At 62.7% G+C, this 13472-nt stretch carries 15 protein-coding genes; 12 read left to right on the plus strand and 3 right to left on the minus strand.

The window, feature by feature from the left end; genetic code table 11:
• Window positions 1-5: 5 nt before the first annotated feature.
• Window positions 6-461: a homoprotocatechuate degradation operon regulator HpaR gene (gene hpaR / locus ACE3TJ_RS17835; protein WP_374598608.1), complete on the minus strand. Its 456-nt coding sequence runs from the start codon at window positions 459-461 to the stop codon at window positions 6-8.
• Between the two features lie 80 nt (window positions 462-541).
• Here hpaR and ACE3TJ_RS17840 point away from each other — a divergent pair, with 80 nt between their 5' ends.
• From ACE3TJ_RS17840 to ACE3TJ_RS17870, 7 genes are read left to right on the plus strand one after another with little or no spacing between them, the layout of a single operon-like run.
• On the plus strand, window positions 542-1174 hold the full coding sequence (locus ACE3TJ_RS17840; protein ID WP_374598610.1) for a fumarylacetoacetate hydrolase family protein: 633 nt from the start codon (window positions 542-544) through the stop codon (window positions 1172-1174).
• Window positions 1171-1929, plus strand: a complete 759-nt coding sequence (locus ACE3TJ_RS17845) for a fumarylacetoacetate hydrolase family protein (RefSeq protein ID WP_374598612.1) — start codon at window positions 1171-1173, stop codon at window positions 1927-1929. Before ACE3TJ_RS17840 ends, ACE3TJ_RS17845 begins: the two co-directional genes overlap by 4 nt.
• Window positions 1926-2252: an aromatic ring-opening dioxygenase subunit LigA gene (locus tag ACE3TJ_RS17850; protein WP_374598614.1), complete on the plus strand. Its 327-nt coding sequence runs from the start codon at window positions 1926-1928 to the stop codon at window positions 2250-2252. The genes ACE3TJ_RS17845 and ACE3TJ_RS17850 overlap by 4 nt, the downstream gene beginning before the upstream one ends.
• 1 nt (window position 2253) lies before the next feature.
• Window positions 2254-3072, plus strand: coding sequence for an extradiol ring-cleavage dioxygenase (locus tag ACE3TJ_RS17855; RefSeq protein WP_374598616.1), 819 nt, complete (start codon window positions 2254-2256; stop codon window positions 3070-3072).
• Window positions 3072-3464 (plus strand): 5-carboxymethyl-2-hydroxymuconate Delta-isomerase, encoded by a 393-nt coding sequence (locus tag ACE3TJ_RS17860; RefSeq protein WP_374598618.1) that lies wholly within the window; start codon window positions 3072-3074, stop codon window positions 3462-3464. The genes ACE3TJ_RS17855 and ACE3TJ_RS17860 overlap by 1 nt, the downstream gene beginning before the upstream one ends.
• Window positions 3464-4270, plus strand: a complete 807-nt coding sequence (gene hpaH, locus ACE3TJ_RS17865) for a 2-oxo-hept-4-ene-1,7-dioate hydratase (RefSeq protein ID WP_374598620.1) — start codon at window positions 3464-3466, stop codon at window positions 4268-4270. Before ACE3TJ_RS17860 ends, hpaH begins: the two co-directional genes overlap by 1 nt.
• Complete coding sequence (locus tag ACE3TJ_RS17870; protein WP_374598622.1) at window positions 4267-5019, plus strand: HpcH/HpaI aldolase/citrate lyase family protein; 753 nt, start codon at window positions 4267-4269, stop codon at window positions 5017-5019. Before hpaH ends, ACE3TJ_RS17870 begins: the two co-directional genes overlap by 4 nt.
• Window positions 5020-5053: 34 nt before the next feature.
• Here the strand turns inward: ACE3TJ_RS17870 and ACE3TJ_RS17875 are convergent, their stop codons facing one another.
• A complete protein-coding gene (locus tag ACE3TJ_RS17875) occupies window positions 5054-6367 on the minus strand; it encodes an aspartate aminotransferase family protein (protein ID WP_374598624.1) in 1314 nt (437 codons plus the stop codon).
• Window positions 6368-6511: 144 nt separating this feature from the next.
• On the opposite strand from ACE3TJ_RS17875, the gene ACE3TJ_RS17880 reads away from it, so the two are divergent.
• Window positions 6512-7066 carry a cupin domain-containing protein gene (locus ACE3TJ_RS17880; protein ID WP_374598626.1) on the plus strand — a complete coding sequence of 185 codons (555 nt, stop codon included), beginning with the start codon at window positions 6512-6514 and terminating at the stop codon, window positions 7064-7066.
• Between the two features lie 14 nt (window positions 7067-7080).
• Here ACE3TJ_RS17880 and ACE3TJ_RS17885 read toward each other — a convergent pair whose 3' ends face one another.
• Window positions 7081-8016, minus strand: a complete 936-nt coding sequence (locus ACE3TJ_RS17885; RefSeq protein WP_374598628.1) for a LysR family transcriptional regulator — start codon at window positions 8014-8016, stop codon at window positions 7081-7083.
• Between the two features lie 96 nt (window positions 8017-8112).
• On the opposite strand from ACE3TJ_RS17885, the gene ACE3TJ_RS17890 reads away from it, so the two are divergent.
• The 4 genes from ACE3TJ_RS17890 to ACE3TJ_RS17905 are packed head-to-tail and all read left to right on the plus strand — an operon-like array spanning window position 8113 to window position 13451.
• Window positions 8113-8244, plus strand: coding sequence for a hypothetical protein (locus ACE3TJ_RS17890; protein WP_374598630.1), 132 nt, complete (start codon window positions 8113-8115; stop codon window positions 8242-8244).
• 49 nt (window positions 8245-8293) lie between these two features.
• On the plus strand, window positions 8294-10333 hold the full coding sequence (locus ACE3TJ_RS17895) for a hydantoinase/oxoprolinase family protein (RefSeq protein WP_374598632.1): 2040 nt from the start codon (window positions 8294-8296) through the stop codon (window positions 10331-10333).
• A 20-nt stretch (window positions 10334-10353) separates the two neighbouring features.
• Window positions 10354-12084, plus strand: coding sequence for a hydantoinase B/oxoprolinase family protein (locus ACE3TJ_RS17900; protein ID WP_374599439.1), 1731 nt, complete (start codon window positions 10354-10356; stop codon window positions 12082-12084).
• Between the two features lie 35 nt (window positions 12085-12119).
• Window positions 12120-13451: an MFS transporter gene (locus ACE3TJ_RS17905; protein WP_374598634.1), complete on the plus strand. Its 1332-nt coding sequence runs from the start codon at window positions 12120-12122 to the stop codon at window positions 13449-13451.
• The last annotated feature ends 21 nt before the right edge of the window (window positions 13452-13472 follow it).

A 13472-nucleotide genomic window follows, 5' to 3' on the forward strand; every position in this document is an offset into this window, starting at 1 on the left:
CGGCTTCAGGCGGAAGATGGGCCGATCGCCGCGATCAAGGCGCGAAGTTCGGTTTTCAGCGCTTCGAGCCGTTCGGGGCCGAAGCGCTCCGCGTAGCGATCGAGTTCGCGCACGGTCCGGTTCGCCGTGTGCTCGATCAGCCTGCGTCCTTCGGCTGTCAACGTGACGATGGAGCGGCGCCGGTCGCGCGCGTCCGTGTCGCGCGTAATGAGGCCGCGATCGGTCAGTTCCTTCAGGATGCGCGTGACGCTGGGGCCGAACAGCAATGCGGCATCGGCAAGCGCGGTGGCGTCGACCGGTTCCGAGTCGTTGATAACGCGGAGCACGCGCCATTGCTGCTCGGTGACACCCGCTTCGCGAAGCATCGGGCGCAGCGGCGCCATCACAGCTTCGCGTGCGGCAAGAAGCGTTCCGGCCAGCGATTGGCGGTAGGGAAGAAGTTTCCGTCGAGCGTTCGTCATGACGTTTCGAGTGCCAGTGCTTTTGGCAGTTTACAAGTTAGCGTGTTAAATAAAATCGAATCCAGTGACGGGCGGGAAGAATGTTAGCCGGTACAGTCTACGGAGTGATCCTTAACGATCGGGATGAGTGCGCGCGGCTCGCTGAAGCCTTTGCTGTCCCTCCCTACAAGGCGCCGCCGGAAGCGCCTGTCGTCTACATCAAGCCCCGCAATTGTTTTGCGCGCTCGGGTGCAGAGGTTTTCATCGGCGACGAAGACGTCGAGGTCGCAGCAACGTTCGGTTTGCTGATCGGGCGTGACGCGGTTCGAACTGCAGCAGCAGACGCGCTAGGGCATGTGGCAGGCGTCTGCCTTGCCATCGATGTCACGCTCCCGCACGAGAGTTATTATCGGCCCGCCATACCGCTGCGTTGCCGCGACGGCTTTTTGCCGCTCGGAGATTTCGCCACCTTTGCGCCGTCCATCCTCACAACGGAAATTGTGACTGCGGTAGATGGGAAAAGCGTGCATCGCTGGGCGCCTGCGCGCCTCGTGCGCGATGCCGCTACGCTGATCGCTGATCTCTCCGCATTCATGACCCTGGCGGCAGGTGACGTGCTGCTCATCGGTCTTCCATACGATGCGCCGCGCGTAAGGGCAGGCCAGAGCGTCACGGTGACAGCGGGATTGCTTCCCGCATTGACGGCGCAGTTCAACGCAGGAGACGCACGGTGAAGCGCGCACGGATCGCACATGAAGGCCGCGCGCTGTGGGTAGAGGTCGCGGAAGACGGCGAAGCGCTACGCCTGCCGGATGGAGGAAGCGTGAAGGCAGCTGACGCCGTCTGGCTACCGCCGGTCACCCCGGGCGCAACCATCTTCGCGCTCGGCCTCAACTATGCGGACCACAACAAGGAGCTCGGTTTCCAGTCCAAGGAGCCGCCGCTGGTGTTCCTGAAAGGCCCGAACACGCTTTCCGGCCACAACGGCACGACCCAGCGCCCCACCGATGCAAACCAGATGCATCCGGAGTGTGAACTCGTCGCCGTGATTGGCAAGCCTGCACGCAGCGTATCGGTCGTTCAGGCACTCGATCACGTTTCCGGCTATACGATCGCCTGCGACTATGCCGTGCGCGAGTATCTGGAAAATTATTACCGCCCGAACGCGCGCGTGAAGAATCGCGACGGCGCGACACCGCTCGGACCGTGGGTGGTCGATGCCGCCGATATCACCGATCCACAGGCGCTTTCGCTGAGAACGACGGTGAACGGCAAAACCGTGCAGGACGGTTCGACCGCAGACATGGTGATGAGTGTCGCCGAACTGATCGCATATCTGTCCGCCACTATGACATTGATGCCGGGTGATTTGATTCTCACCGGCACCCCACAGGGCGTTCATTTCTGCGATGCGGGCGATACCGTCGTCTGCGAGATCGAGGGCATCGGCAGGCTTTCCAATACGCTCGTCGGAGATAAAGCGGCATGAGCCTCTATCAGCTGAGCAAGCTGCTCTACGAACTCAATCGGGACGACGCGCTGAAGACCCGATTCCGTACTGATCCGGCCGATATTGTCGCCGGTTACGCGCTCAGCGAAGAAGAGCGCGAGGCGATCCTCCGCCCCGATATCGGGCTGCTCTATGTGCTTGGCGTCAACGGTCAGATCCTGATGCACTTCGCAGCGTTCTGTGGGGTCGAATGGTCGGACTACCTCCAGCGGATGCGGGACGGTGTGAAGCAGCACGGGCCCGTTCGCGCTGGCATTTATGCCATGACCACATCCGTTGACGAAAAGATCGCGGGAGCTTGAGATGAGCCTTGTTTTCAGCGGCGTTTGCAGCCATGCGCCCGGCATCACCGGCCGCGCGGATCGTGCTCCGGTCGACCAGAAGGACGCACTTTATGCAGCCTTCGAGGATATGCGCGCACGGCTCCAGGCAGCAAAGCCCGATGCGATCATCGTGATCGCGGCAGAGCATTTCGCGAACTTCTTCATGAACAACATGCCCGCCTATGCGCTCGGTATGGGCGAAAGCTACGAAGGGCCGATCGAAGACCCCGAATGGCTCGCGATTCCGAAGCGCAAGGCGAAGGGCGATCCGTCGCTTTCGCTGCGCCTCATCCGCGAGGTGCAGCAGACGGTAGATGTCGCCTTCTGCGAGGAATGGCGGTTCGATCACGGCATCATGGTGCCCCTGCATTTCCTCGATCCGCACAACGAACTGATCGTCATCCCGGCGAATATCAATTGTCAGGGGCCGCCGCTCACACCGCTGCATCGCGCGTGGGCCTTCGGTGAGGCACTACGCCGCGCAGCAGACGCAGTGCCGGAACGCATAGCCCTTGTCGGCACGGGCGGCATCTCGCACTGGCCGGCAACACCGGACAGCGGCCGCATCAATGAAGCATGGGATCGGGATTTCCTCGATCGCTGGTCGCGCAGCGACAAGGATGCGATGCTGTCCTATACGGATACCGAGACCTATGCCGAAGGTGGGCAGGGCGGTTTCGAAATTCGTACGTTCATTGCTGCAGCCGCGGCGGCGGGAGGCAGAGGAACGGTGCATCATTACCAGCCGATTCCGATTTTCGCCGTCGGTTGCACGATCGGAACGCTGGAGATCGTCTGATGGCGCACGCAATCGTGGAATGGACCGCAAACCTTGCGGATGAAGCCGATATCAAAGGGCTTATCGAACTGATCGCGGCGAATATGCGCGATTCCGGTGGGGTTTTTCCATGGGGCGGTATTCGTGTGCGCGGTATCCGTATCGACGACTATGTGATCGCCGACGGCGCGGCCGACGATGCCTTTGTGAACATCACCGTCAAGATGGGGGCAGGGCGCAGCGCGGAGTTCAAGCGCGAATTCTTCGGGAACCTGTTCGAGGCTGTGAAAGCGCATTTCGCCGCGCTTTACGAGCGCCGCTACCTGGCCCTATCTCTGTATGTGGAAGAAGCCGATGAGGCGGGCAGCTTCAAGCATAACAATATCCACAAGCGATTCAGAAAGGCGGACTGATGCCGCTCGATCCATCTATCGTTGAAGCCTGCGCCGCGCAACTTGATGAAGCCGAGCGTACGCGGACGCAGATCGACCAGTTTTCGTTGGCCTATCCGGATATGACGATAGACGACGGTTACATGATCCAGCGCGCATGGGTTCGCCGGAAGATTGAGGCGGGGCGCACGCTCATCGGCCACAAGATCGGGCTCACCAGTCGCGCCATGCAGCGTTCGTCGAATGTGCACGAACCGGATTTCGGCGCGCTTCTCGATGACATGCTGTTCGAAGACGGAAACGATATCCCCATCTCACGGTTCATAGAACCGCGCGTGGAGGTGGAGCTTGCCTTCGTGCTCAAAAGCCGCCTTGAAGGACCGAACTGCACGATCTTCGACGTTCTGAACGCGACCGACTACGTGGTGCCCGCGATAGAGATCATCGATGCCCGCATAGAGCGTCTGGACCGGAGCACAGGCGTCACGCGCAAAGTGTTCGATACGATTTCTGACAATGCCGCAAATGCGGGTCTCGTTCTCGGTGGTCGGCCAGTGAAGCCGGACGCGGTGGACCTGCGCTGGGTTTCCGCGCTGATCCATCGTAACGGCGTGATCGAAGACTCGGGTGTCGCGGCTGCTGTTCTCGGTCATCCGGCAAAGGGGCCGGCGTGGCTTGCCAACAAGCTCGCGCTGCATGGCGAAGAGTTGATGCCGGGCGAGATCGTTCTCGGCGGTAGTTTCACAGCGCCCGTGTTTGCAAGCGCTGGCGATAGTTTTCACGTCGATTTCGGGCCGATGGGCTCTATCTCCGTGAGGTTCGCATGACTCCCCTGAAGGTGGCGCTTGCGGAAGCGCGTACGCAGATCGGCTTATGGCAAGCGCTCGCCAATCCTTACACGGCTGAGATCTGTGCGGGAGCCGGTTATGACTGGCTTTTGTTCGATGGGGAGCACGCCCCAAACACCCCACAAACACTCCTCGCGCAGCTTCAGGCCGTAGCGCCTTATCCCGTGGAGCCGATCGCCCGTCCGCCGGTGGGCGATCCCGCCATCATCAAGCAGTATCTCGATATCGGGTTTCGCTCGTTACTGATCCCGATGGTCGAAAGCGCGGAACAGGCGCGTATGCTCGTTTCGGCGACACGGTTCCCGCCGCGTGGCATACGCGGTGTTGCAAGCGCGACAAGCCGTGCATCCGGCTTTGGTTCCAACCCCCGCTATCTGGCAGAAGCGCACGAAGATATTTGCCTGATCGTCCAGATCGAAAGCGTTGCCGGGCTCGATTCGATCGAAGAGATTGCAGAGACGGAAGGCGTCGATGCCCTCTTCATCGGCCCCGGAGACCTTGCCGCGGCCCTTGGGCACCTGGGCGGCGCAGATCATCCCGAGGTGCAAGCCGCCATCAGCGACGCGCTCGCGCGAATAGGAAGGACCGGCAAGGCTTCGGGGATATTCGCCTTGTCTGTCGATGACGCAAAGGCAAGGATCGCTGCGGGCGCTTCGCTGGTGTCGGTCGGAACCGATATCGGGGTTCTGATGAAGGGTGCGAGAGGTTTGAGAGCCTTGCTTATCTGAACCTTGCAGAAGCCGATGCGCGGGTTCGGCCAGCTTACGCCGCCGCCGCGATCGTTTCCCGAAGCATCTCGACCATCGTATCGATTTCCGCTTTCTCGACGATGAGGGGCGGGGACAAGGCGATGATGTCGCCCGTCACACGGATGAGCAGCCCGCGCTGGAAGCAATCCGTGAACACGTCGTAGGCGCGGCTGCCGGGCGCACCTTCGCGTGATGCAAGTTCGATACCGGCGACGAGACCGATCGCGCGAATGTCCGTGATCGCCGGCAGGTCGCGCAGGCTGAAAACAGCCTCCTTCCAGTACGCTTCGAGCTCCGCCGCGCGTGTGAGAAGGCCTTCCCGCGCATAGATGTCGAGTGTCGCCATGCCCGCCGCGCAGGCGACCGGGTGGCCCGAGTAGGTGTATCCGTGGAACAGTTCGATGGCGGACTCCGGCCCCTGCATCAGCGCATCGTGAATATCCCGCGAACAGAAGACCGCGCCCATCGGCACTGCGCCGTTGGTGATGGCCTTGGCGGTCGTCACGATGTCGGGTCGAACACCGAATTTCTCCGTTGCGAACGGCGTGCCGAGTCGGCCGAAACCCGTGATCACTTCGTCGAAGATCAGCAGGATGCCGTGCCGTGTCGCGATCTCGCGAAGCCTTTCCAGATAGCCTTGTGGGGGTAGCAGAACACCCGTCGAACCCGCCATCGGTTCGACGATCACCGCTGCGATCGTCTCTGCACCGTGAAGGCCGACGAGCCGTTCGAGGTCATCGGCAAGCTCTGCGCCATATGCTGGCAGGTCTGGCGAGAAGGCGTTGCGCGCCGGGTCGTGCGTATGGCGAAGGTGATCGACGCCGGTCAGCGTCGGGAAGACGCGCCGATTGTTCACGAGACCGCCGACGGAAATGCCGCCGAAGCCTACGCCGTGATAGCCCCGTTCCCGGCCGATGAGGCGCGTGCGCGTGCCTTGCCCGATCGCGCGCTGATAAGCGACGGCGATTTTCAGCGCCGTATCGACCGATTCCGAGCCGGAGTTGGTGAAGAAGATGCGGTCGAGTCCCGCAGGTGCGATCTCGCCGAGCCGCTCGGCGAAACGGAACGCGATGGGGTGCCCCATCTGGAAAGTCGGCGCATAGTCGAGCGTGCGGAGCTGTTCGCCGACGGCGTCGGCGATTTCGCGCCGGCCGTGACCCGCATTGACGCACCAGAGGCCTGCAGTGCCGTCGAGAACACGCCTGCCATCGTCGCTGCGGTAATACATACCCTCTGCTTCCGCGAGCAGGCGCGGCGCAGCCTTGAACTGCCGGTTGGCGGTGAACGGCATCCAGAAATTATCGAGGGCGGCGGTGTTGGTCGGCATGTGTTGTCCTTTCTCAAGCACTCCAACACTCCGGGCGCGTCAAAACAAGGCGTTTTCTTTGCGCTTTGCTCTGCGCGCGTTTCAGGGCATTGAAGTTGGGGTGTTGAGTGCGGTTCAACAATATGAACACAAGGAGAGGGCGCAGTGTCGGAAGATATAGGCGTGGGGTGGCGACTGCGTCATGTGCGACATGCGGCGGGTCTCTCCCAGCGTGTTTTGGCGAAACGCGCCGGGATCACGAATTCTACGATCTCGCTCATTGAGGCGGACCGGGCCAATCCGTCGCTCGGTGCCTTGAAGCGCATTCTCGATGCGATCCCGGTCGGCCTGTCGGCGTTTTTCGCGTTGGAGCGGGGACCGGACGACGCGATGTTTCATGCGGCGAGCGACCTGATCGAAATCGGTAAGGGGAATGTTTCGTATCGCCAGGTGGGGCGATCGATGACGGGGCGTAAGCTGCAGATGCTGGATGAACGCTACAAGCCAGGCTCGGATACGGGTCGCATTCTGCTGAGCCATGACGGCGAGGAAGCCGGAATCGTCATTTCGGGTCAGATCGAAGTGACAGTTGGAAACGAGCGGCGTGTCCTCGGCCCGGGCGACGCCTACAGCTTCGAGAGCCGGATACCGCATCGTTTTCGCTGCGTAAGTGCCGAGCCCGCGCGTGTCGTCAGCGCCTGCACGCCGCCGACGTTCTGAACTGAGCGTATCTCTCAGGGCCAGAAATCTTCCCCGCCCCGCCGGTCTGCAAAGGCTTTCGCGACAGCCTGCGCAGTTTCGACGAGGCTGGTGATGATGGGGATCGTGGGCGGCGTCTTGTAGGACGCATACATCGCCCAGGGCGGGAAATTCTCTTTCACCCTGATGACGGCAAGATCGCCGGCCGCGATCCAAGGCCGGGCGAGGAGTACGGGAACCGGCATCACACCGAAGCCGAGCGCGACCATCTGGATTCCCGTACCGGGCGAGTAGCCGCAGGAGATGCGCATCGCTTTCGGATCGTCGGGTGAATAATTCGGATTGTGGCGCTTCAGATATTCCACCTGCCACATGTAGCCGGGGGTCGAGGGCGGCGGCATGATCATGGGCAGCCCGCAAAGCTGCTCGATGTTCATGGGCTTGTCGATCTTGAATTTGTGCGGGTTCGCCAGCCATTCGACGCGATAGTTGCAGAGCGGAGCGTTGACGATGCGGGGCTCGTCGATGCCGTTTGCAATGAGCGCGATGTCGATCTCGTCGTTCATCAGCATACGGCTGAGATTGGGGGCGCTGTCGGTGATCATGTCGAACTGGTAGTCGCCGAACGTCGTCGTCAGCATGGAGACGAGGTCTGGCATCCAGCTGAGGCTGATCACGTCGGAGGCGCCGATCCGCAGCGGGCGCCCGAGGACATTGTCTTCCGACGCGACCGATTTCAGCTCCCTTGAGAGCTGTACGATCTGCTCGCAGCGATCGAGGATGCGACGCCCCGCCGGCGTCAGTTCGAAGCCTTTGACATGGCGCTCGTAGAGCGTGACGCCGAGAAGCTCCTCGAGCGCGACAATCCTTCCTGAAACGGCAGGCTGGCTCGCGTGGAGCTTCTCGGCCGTCCGGCTGAAGCTCTTCAGCCGCGCGAGCCAAAGGAAAGTTTCAAGAAAGCGCGTGTTCATGCAGGCACCCTGTTCGGCACATTGTCTTCACCCATGGTAGCCGCCTGTCCGCGAACATCCAGCCGGAGCAGCACAGGCTCACCATCGTTTCTTCCGATGGATTTCGATCAGCCATTGCTGGTGCTGTTCGAAAATCACGGTTTTCTGCGCGTATTGCAATTGCTGATCGGATTTCATCGGAAAATCGCGTTGGCGGTCAGCGTCGCCACCGCGTTACCTCGAACGTGAAACGACAGGTACCCGTTCTCGGGTCCAGTCGCTGGAAGAGGGATTTTGAATGTATCGTATCGGGTTCGACGTCGGCGGAACCTTCACCGATTTCACCATGCTGGATGAGGACGGCGGGTCGGTTCACTATTTCAAGGTGCCGTCCACCCCGCACGACCCCTCCGAAGCGATCGAAACGGGTCTCGCCGCACTCATCGATGTTCACAGCATCGATCCCGCGAAAATCCGCCATCTCGGCCACGGCACGACCGTGGCGACGAACATGGTGATCGAGCGCAAGGGCGCGCTGACCGGACTCATCACGACGCGCGGGTTCCGCGACACGCTGGAGATCGGTCGGCAGACGCGGCCGCACCTCTACGACTATTCGATCAGCCGCCCGACACCGCTCGTGACACGCAAACTGCGGCTGGAGGTTGACGAGCGCATCCTGTCCGATGGCACGGTGGAAGTGCCGCTGAACGAGGAACAGGTCGCGGAAGCCGCCCGGAAGCTGGGTGAAGCCGGCGTGGGTGCGGTCGTCATCTGCTTTCTGCACAGCTATCGCCGACCCGAGCACGAGCGCCGCGCTGCCGAGATCGTCCGCGCCATCCTGCCCAATGCCTATGTCAGCCTGTCATCGAGCGTGCTCCCCGAATTCCGGGAATTCGAACGCATGTCGACGACCGTGCTCAACGCCTACATGGGCCCGCGCATGGGGACGTACCTCGAGCGTCTGCTCGGGCGCGTTTCCGATCTCGGTATCACGGGCGAGCTCAACACGGTGCATTCGAACGGCGGTCTGATGTCGGTGCCGACCGTGCGTGAGATACCGGTGCGGACCTGCGTTTCGGGTCCGGCTGCGGGCGTGATCGGCGCGGCGGAGATCGGCCAGGTCGCGAACTTCCCCAATCTCGTCACTTTCGACGTGGGCGGCACGTCGACGGACGTTTCGGTCATCGTTGGCGGCAAGCCGCTGTTCGCTTCTGACCGGCTGGTTGCCGACTATCCGGTGAAAACGCCGATGATCGACATCCATGTGATCGGCGCGGGCGGCGGCAGCATCGCGGCGATCGACGACGCGGGCGCGCTCAAGGTCGGGCCGCGCAGCGCCGGGGCGGCGCCGGGGCCGGTCGCTTACGGGCGCGGCGGCACGGAGCCGACGATCACGGACGCCAACATCGTGCTCGGGCGGCTCGATCCGGTCGCGCTTCTGGAAGGTCGCCTGCCTGTGGACGCGGCGGCAGCGCGCAAGGCAATCGAGGAGCAGATCGCTCGGCCGCTCGGCCTTTCGGTCGAGGAGGCGGCTTACGGGATCCTTCGCATTGCGAACGCGAACATGAGCCGAGCAATCCGCTCGGTCTCCACCGAGCGTGGACACGACGTGCGCGATTTCGCGCTCTTTGCCTATGGCGGGGCGGGGCCGCTTCATGCCTGCGATCTGGCGCAGGATTGCGGCATTCGTACCGTGCTCGTGCCGCAGGAACCGGGAACGCTGTGCGCGCGTGGTATCCTGCTTTCCGACATCAACATGGATTTCGTGCGCAGCGAACTCAGCATCGCCACACCTGCGGCATGGTCGCGGGCGTGCGAGGTGCTCACCGAAATGGAGGCAGAAGCTGCCGCTTGGCTCAGCCGCGAAGGCGTTCCCGAAGCCGACACGGTGCTGCGGATCATGGTGGATGCCCGCTATGATGGTCAGAACTTCGAGGTTTCCGTGCCGCTGGACGGTGTCCACGCGGATGGTCTTGAGGATTTGATCGCCCGTTTCCGCCGCCAGCATGTGCAGGAGTATGGCTATGACGTCTCCGACCGGCCGGTCGAGATCGTGAACTGCCGTGTGCAGGCGATCGGGCGCGTGTCGCGCGTTCCCATCGCGCCGCCCGTGCCGGTGCCGGGGCTGGACGCGGTGAAGGGGCGCAGGCCCGTTTACTTCGGCGAGCAGGGATGGGTGGAAACCTCGATCTATCGCCGGGGCCAGCTTCCCATCGGTCGGACCTTTGCGGGGCCTGCGATCATCGAGGAAATGAGCTCTACGCTCATCGTGCGGCCGGGCCAGACTGTCACGGTCGATCCGGTTGGAAATCTCATCGTGTCGGTGTTCGAGTAGGAGGCGCGAAGGTGGCAGATATGGACGCACAGATCACAAAGGCCGATGGCCAGCTTTTCGACCCGATCGCGATGGAGGTTTTTTCGAACCGCCTGCTTTCGATCACCGAGGACATGGGCAACCGCCTCGTGCGCGCCTCGTTCTCGCCGAACATCAAGGAGCGCAAGGACTGTTCCGTCGCGATGTTTGACGCCAAGGGCCGGCTGATCGCGCAGGCCGCGCACATCCCTATGCACCTCGGCTCGCTTTCCGGCGGTGTCGAGACTGTGCTCGGCAAGTACGGCATCGAGAACGTGCGTGATGGCGACGCCTTCATCTGCAACGACTCTTATCTTGCCGGCGGCACGCACGCGCCGGACATCACCATCGTCACGCCGATATTCTGGGGCGGCGTCTGCCGCTTCTTCGCGGCCAACATCGGGCATCATTCCGATGTTGGTGGCACCTATCCGGGCTCGGTGTCGCCGACAGCGCGGACGGTTTTCGAGGAGGGCATTCGCATCCCGCTCGTCCGCATCGTCCGCGAAGGCGAACTCGATATGGGGATGATGACGCTGCTTGCGGAAAACAGCCGCGAGCCCGCCGACCGTGTCGCCGATCTCAAGGTGCAGATCGCGGCAAACGATCGCGGCGCGCAGCTGATGCTGGAGCTTGTCCGCCAGCTCGGCATCGATGCCGTGCAGCAATCGATCGAGGACATTCTCTCCTATACGGCGCGGCGGCTGCGCAACCGCGTTGCCGCGCTGAAGGATGGCACGGGAAGCCACACGGCCTATCTCGACGACGACGGCTTCGGCGGGGATCCGGTAGCGATCAAGGCGACGCTGATCGTGGACGGCGACAATCTCACGGTCGATTTCGCGGGTTCCGGGCCGCAGTGCCGCGGCAGCTACAATATGCCTGAAAGCGCGATGCGCGCGAGCGTCTACTACGTCGTAAAGACGATGCTCGACCCGGAACTGATGGCGAACGAGGGTATGTTCGATGCCATCAGCATCAAGCTGCCCGAAGGAACGATCACCAACCCCACCTTCCCGGCGGCGGTCGGTATGCGCTCCAACACGGCGCAGCGGGTTTCCGCGTCCGTCATCGGCGCTTTCTCTCATTTCCTGCCGCGCGAGCGCGTGATGGCGGCGAGCAACGACGCCATGCCCGCGATGGTCTTCTCCGGGCGCAGTCGCAGACGCGCGGGCACGTATGTCTACGTTGAGACGATCGGTGGCGGTGCAGGTGCGCGCTTCGGGCACGATGGCGCAGACGGTACACACGTCCACATCACGAATTCCTCGAACCTGCCAGCCGAGGCGCTGGAAAACGAGTATCCACTGGTGGTCGACGAATACAGCCTGATCACCGACAGCGGTGGCGCGGGCACGTGGCGCGGTGGTATGGGCATTGCCCGGCAGATTCGCGCACTCGACGACGAGACGTTCTGCTACGCCTCCAGCGAAGGTACGATCATTCCCGCAGACGGCGTGTTCGGCGGCGGGAAGGGCGCTGTTGCGCACATCATTCGCGACCGGGGCACGGCTGCGGAGCAGGAAATCCCCGCGAACCAGCCGCGCCTCGTGCTTGCGGCAGGGCAATCGGTGCGTGTCGAGACGCCGGGTGGCGGGGGGTTCGGACCGGCCGAGACGCGTGATGTCGCGGCGATTGCGGCGGATTTGCGCGCGGGGCGGGTGACCCCATCCGCTGTGCGCGCAGCCTATGGCGAGGCAAAAGCGGTTCAGGCGGAGCAAATGCTGCTTTGATGACGATGCCCCGAAAAGGGGTGGCACGGGAGGGAATGACGGGCGTGCAAAAGGGACGGATCAGAGATTGGCTGGTGGTGCTGCTGTTGATGGCGGCGCTGATCCTGTCCTTTGTTGACCGCATCGCCCTGTCGCTGCTCGTCGACCCAATTCGTGCCGATCTCGGGATCAGCGATGCCGAAATCGGTTTGCTGCAGGGGATCGCGTTCGGCCTGTTCTTCGCCGTCATGGGGCTCCCGCTCGGATGGCTCGCCGATCGTTGGACGCGCAAGGGCACCATCATGCTTGGCGTTACGCTTTGGTCCGCCGCCACCGCTGCCTGCGGCCTGTCCTCGAATTTCATACAGCTTCTGCTTGCCCGGATCGGTGTCGGCGCGGGTGAAGCGGCGCTGGCACCCGCAAGCTATTCGATCGTCCACGATCGCTTTCCCAAAGAGCAGCTCGGGCGCGCGATCAGCCTGTTTCAGGTTGGCGGCGTCATCGGCGCCGGTCTGGCGCTCGTCATCACCGGCTATGTCTATCGCTACTTCACGGATGGCGGCGGCGCAGGTCTGCCCCTCATCGCCAATCTCAGCCCGTGGCAGCAGACCTTCGTTGCCATCGCGGCACCCGGCGCGCTCTTCGTGGCGCTCATCGCCTTCATCAAGGAACCGGAGCGCGTTCCGGGAGAGGCCGGCGCGCGCGGCGAGCAGAAGCTCGGCATGATCGCGGCCGTGAAGGCACGCGCCGCGCTCTATGTTCCGCTTTTCCTGGGTATGTCGGGGGTCATCATGACGAGCTATGCGCTCGTATCGTGGATGCCCGCCGTTCTCGGCCGAGAGTTCGGCTGGTCCACCGACGAGGTCGGCGCACGCTACGGCTTCACCGTTCTGCTCGCGAGCCCCGTCGGGCTTCTGGCGGGAGGTTGGCTCGCAGACGCTCTCGTGCGCCGCGGTGCTCCGAATGCTCACGTGCGCGTGGCTGCACTTGCCGCGCTTATCGGTTTGCCCTTTGCCTTGCTGCTTTCCGTGCCACAGGGGCCGACCGGTCTGCTGCTGGTCGCGGCCGGGTTGCACTTCGCGGTGTCGATGCCAATGGGTGTGGTTCCGGCGTTCCTGCAGCTTGCAACGCCGCAGGATGCGCGGGCGCAGGTCTCCGGGCTCTACGTTCTGGTGATCAACGTCATCGGTCTCGGCCTCGGTCCCACCCTTGTCGGGGCGTTGTCCACGGGCATGGCGACCGATGCCGGCGATTTGCGCAGTGCGATGAGCCTTGTTGTGGGGCCTGTCATGTTCGCATCCACGGCGGTCATGGCGCTGCTCGCGCGTGCAACCTGGTTCGGGCTCGGCGGAAGGTCCGTGCTGATGCCTGCCTATAAGAAATCGTGATCACTTACGATCGGTAAAAAC

This window comes from Sphingosinicella sp. (genome assembly GCF_041916975.1).
Lineage (GTDB): Bacteria > Pseudomonadota > Alphaproteobacteria > Sphingomonadales > Sphingomonadaceae > Sphingosinicella.